Raw genomic sequence first — 4,147 nt, 5'->3', positions numbered from 1 at the left:
TCGACGCGCTGCGCCGCTACGAGGGGGCCGTCGTGCTGGTCACGCACGACCCCGGAGCGGTCGAGGCCCTGGAGCCCGAGCGGGTGATCCTGTTGCCGGACGGGACCGAGGACCACTGGTCCGCGGAGTACCTGGAACTCGTGCAATTGGCCTGACGCAACGATTTCGCCCCCGAAACCCCGATCAACTCTGAGTGATCATCCGAACGCGCGCCGATCTTTTCGCAAGATCGCCTGGCGTTCTCGCCCTCCGTGATCGATCATTGCGACGACAGGGGCTTTCAAGGCCCGACCTGCTGTCCACGGAAGGCGGGACAAGGTGGCTGACCTGAAGAAGGGCGCCCGGATCACCGGTGCCACACGGGACAAGCTGGCCGCTGACCTGAAGAAGAAGTACGAAAAGGGCGCGAGCATCCGGGCTTTGGCCGAGTCAACCGGGCGCTCCTACGGCTTCGTGCACCGGGTCCTCAGCGAGTCCGGTGTGCAGCTGCGCGGTCGAGGTGGCGCCACCCGAACGAAGAAGAAGTAAGCTACCCTCCGGTAACACAAGCGGGTGACGCAGGACGCGACACCCTCCCGGACCCGGAGGTTTCAGCGCATGTCGGCATCGAGCGCAGTGGACGCCGACCTGCTCGGGCGCGGTGGTGTGCGGCTCGTCCTCGACGGACCGCGCGCGACCATCGTGCTCGAACGGCCGGACGTGCTCAACGCGCAGACGCCGTCCACGTGGGAGGCTCTGCGCCACATCGGTGAGAAGCTGGGCCCGGACGTCCGCGTCGTGGTCGTCCGGGGCTCAGGTCGCGCCTTCTCGGCGGGCTTGGACCGGCGGCTGTTCACCGGTGACCACGTGGACGGCGAACCCGGCCTGGCGGACATCCTGCAGCGCGGTCCCGAGGGCGGGGCCGCGCTGATCGCGTCCTTCCAGGAGGGCTTCCGCTGGCTGCGCTCCCCCGAGCGGGTGACCGTGGCCGCCGTGCGCGGGCACGCCATCGGCGCGGGCTTCCAGCTGGCGCTGGCGTGCGACTTCCGCGTCGCCGCCGAGGACGCCCGGTTCCGGATGGCCGAGACCTCCCTCGGGCTCGTCCCCGACCTGGGCGGCACGCTGCCCCTGGTGCGGCTGGTCGGGTACTCGCGGGCCGCCGAGATCTGCCTGAGCGGGCGCTCGGTCGGCGCGACCGAGGCGCTGGCGATGGGGCTGGTCAACGCGGTCGTGCCGGTCGACGGGCTCGACTCCGCCGTGGACGACCTGGTCGCCGCCGTCACGCTGCCCCTTCCGGGCGCGACGCGCGAGACCCTCGCGCTGCTGGCCGCCGCCGCGGACGGGGCGTCGGAGGAGGAGCAGCTGCGTGCCGAGCGGGAGGCCCAGCTGCGCAGGCTCGCGGACCTCGCGGCGCTCGCCAGGTCCTGATCGTCGAGCCCTGATCGCCGCTGCCGCCGGTCGTGGCGCTTCGGGGTGGTGCGGGATCGCGCAGGCGCCTCGGCGGGCCCTCCGGTTCCGGAAAGTAGAACTGAAAGCGTTTTCAGGTTCCGTCCCCGGTGTGGTTCGGGACGCCCCCGCGGGACGTCCTCGGCGCGCGAAACCGGATGCGGGGGTAGCCCTCGACACGTTTCCGGTGGCGCCCCAACGGTCGCCGGGCGAACGATCCTTGTTCTTCCGGGTGGAATTCCGGGTTCCACGGCGGGTCGTTTTGTGGGCCAAGCATCGCGCAAGTTCACTCGATCGTGGCACTTGCATTCTGTTCGTCGGCAGGATTGCGACGTCCCGCATTCCCCGGTGCGCCCCTCTTGGGCCATTCGCCACCTGAAAAATGTTCGCGTTCGGCGGAACCGGGGAAGCAAGCGGCGTCCCCCGGTGTTCTCCACGGGCGTGGAAGGTTCCTGGGCTCTGATGCGCGCGGCCGTTGCCGCCTCCAACGCCCCGAGCGGGGTCCGGCGCGGCACGTTCCGCCGGGTTCTCGCCGTCGCCCGGCCGCACCGGGCGAAGCTCGTGGTGTTCCTGCTGCTCTCGGTCGTGTCGGCGGTGCTCGCGGTCAGCACGCCCGTGCTCGCCGGGCGGGTCGTGGACGCGATCGTCGGGCACGGCGACGTGTCCACCGTGGTGTGGCTCGCCGTCGTCATCGCGGGCATCGCGGTGCTCGACGCCTGCCTCGGCCTCGTCGAGCGCTGGCAGTCCTCCCGCATCGGCGAGGGCCTGATCCACGACCTGCGGCGCGCCGTGTTCGAGCACGTGCAGCGGATGCCCGTCGCGTTCTTCACCCGCACCCGCACCGGCGCGCTGGTCAGCAGGCTCAACAACGACGTCATCGGCGCCCAGCGCGCCTTCACCTCCACCCTGTCCGGGGTGGTCACCAACGTCATCCAGCTCGGCCTGTCGCTCGGCGTGATGATCACGCTGTCCTGGCAGGTGACCGCGCTCGCCCTGGTGCTGCTGCCGCTGTTCGTGCTGCCCGCGCGGCGGATGGGCGCGCGCATGGCCGACCTGCAGCGCGAGGCGTCCGGGCTGAACGCGGGCATGACCACCCAGATGACCGAGCGGTTCTCCGCGCCCGGCGCGACCCTGGTCAAGCTGTTCGGCCACCCGCGAGCCGAGGCCGCCGAGTTCGGCGAGCGGGCCGCGCGGGTGCGCGACATCGGCGTGCGCACCGCGATGGCCACCCGCTGGTTCATGACCGGCCTGACCCTGGTGTCCGCGCTCGCCCAGGCCCTGGTCTACGGGCTCGGCGGGTACCTGGCGATCACCGGGGAGCTCGCGGCGGGCACCGTCGTGTCGCTGGCGCTGCTGCTGACCAGGCTGTACGCGCCGCTGACCGCGCTGGCCAACGCGCGCGTGGACGTGATGACGGCGCTGGTGTCGTTCGAGCGGGTCTTCGAGGTGCTCGACCTGGAACCGATGATCACCGAGCCGGAGAAGCCGGTGGCGCTGCCGGAGGGGCCGCTGTCGGTGGAGTTCGACGGCGTCCGCTTCGGCTACCCGGCCCCCGACCGGGTGTCGCTGGCCTCCCTCGAATCGGTGGCCACGTTGGACACGCGCGGTGGCGAGGAGGTGCTGCACGGGCTGGACTTCCGCGCCGAGGCCGGGCAGCTGGTCGCGGTGGTCGGGTCGTCCGGCGCGGGCAAGTCCACGCTGGCCTCGCTGGTGCCCAGGCTGTACGACGTCGACGCGGGCGCGGTGCGGCTGTCCGGGGTGGACGTGCGCGAGGTCGCGTCCGAGGACCTGCGCGGCGCGGTCGGCGTGGTCACCCAGGATGGGCACCTGTTCCACGACACGATCCGGGCCAACCTGCTGTACCCGAGGCCGGAGGCGACCGAGGAGGAGGTGTGGGACGCGCTGCGGCGGGCCAGGCTGGAGCAGCTGGTCGCCTCGCTGCCGGACGGGCTCGACACCGTCGTCGGCGAGCGCGGGTACCGGCTGTCGGGCGGGGAGCGGCAGCGGCTGACCATCGCGAGGCTGCTGCTGGCCAGGCCCAGGGTGGTGATCCTGGACGAGGCGACCGCGCACCTGGACACCGAGTCCGAGGCGGCGGTGCAGGCCGCGCTCGGCGAGGCCCTGCGCGGCCGGACCGCGCTGGTGATCGCGCACCGCCTGTCGACCATCCGCTCGGCCGACGTGATCCTCGTGGTGGAGGGCGGGCGGATCGTGGAGCGGGGGACGCATGACGAGCTGATCGCGGCGAACGGGCGGTACGCGCAGCTGCACGGGACGCAGGAGGGGGCGCGGGGGAGCGGGACGGCGGACGGGGCGACGGGAGACGGGGCGGCGGGAGACCGGGCAGCGGCCGGGGTGGAGGCCGCGGCGACGGGCGGGGCACCCGAGAAGGCGGGGGCCGCGCGGGCCTGACGCGCCGGGCGCGGCCGAGACCTCCCCCGACCGCGCCCGCCGCACCACAAGCCACCGGGAAACCCCGACCAACGCCCCCACCCACGCCTGACTTGCCCGCCCGGCCCGGCCCGACTCGGCCCTGCCCTGCCCCGCCCCGCCCGGCTGTGACCACCCGACGCACCTTCGTGGACCACGCGCGTCCGCCCGGCCACGCCCGACGGGGCCCGCCCTCCCCGCGGCACCCGGCGGCACCCGGCGCGCCCCAGCCGCCCACCCCCACGCCTGACTTGCCCGCCCGCCCGCGTCCCACCCCGCTACAAGCCGCCCA

3 protein-coding genes are annotated in these 4,147 nt (G+C 73.2%); all 3 read left to right on the top strand.

Annotation, left to right across the window (positions count from 1 at the left end):
* The first annotated feature begins 318 nt into the window (after positions 1-318).
* The 3 genes from ACTUAL_RS05690 to ACTUAL_RS05680 all read left to right on the top strand — a co-directional run bounded on the left by ACTUAL_RS05690 (position 319) and on the right by ACTUAL_RS05680 (position 3,837).
* Positions 319-528 (top strand): helix-turn-helix domain-containing protein, encoded by a 210-nt coding sequence (locus ACTUAL_RS05690; protein WP_015103570.1) that lies wholly within the window; start codon positions 319-321, stop codon positions 526-528.
* Positions 529-597: 69 nt separating this feature from the next.
* On the top strand, positions 598-1,407 hold the full coding sequence (locus ACTUAL_RS05685; RefSeq protein WP_440899503.1) for an enoyl-CoA hydratase/isomerase family protein: 810 nt from the start codon (positions 598-600) through the stop codon (positions 1,405-1,407).
* Between the two features lie 480 nt (positions 1,408-1,887).
* Positions 1,888-3,837, top strand: a complete 1,950-nt coding sequence (locus ACTUAL_RS05680; RefSeq protein ID WP_440899502.1) for an ABC transporter ATP-binding protein — start codon at positions 1,888-1,890, stop codon at positions 3,835-3,837.
* Positions 3,838-4,147: the final 310 nt, after the last annotated feature.

This window comes from Actinosynnema sp. (assembly GCF_052038725.1).
Note: the sequence above shows the minus strand (reverse complement) of the source record. Positions and strands in the feature narration are given on the sequence as shown.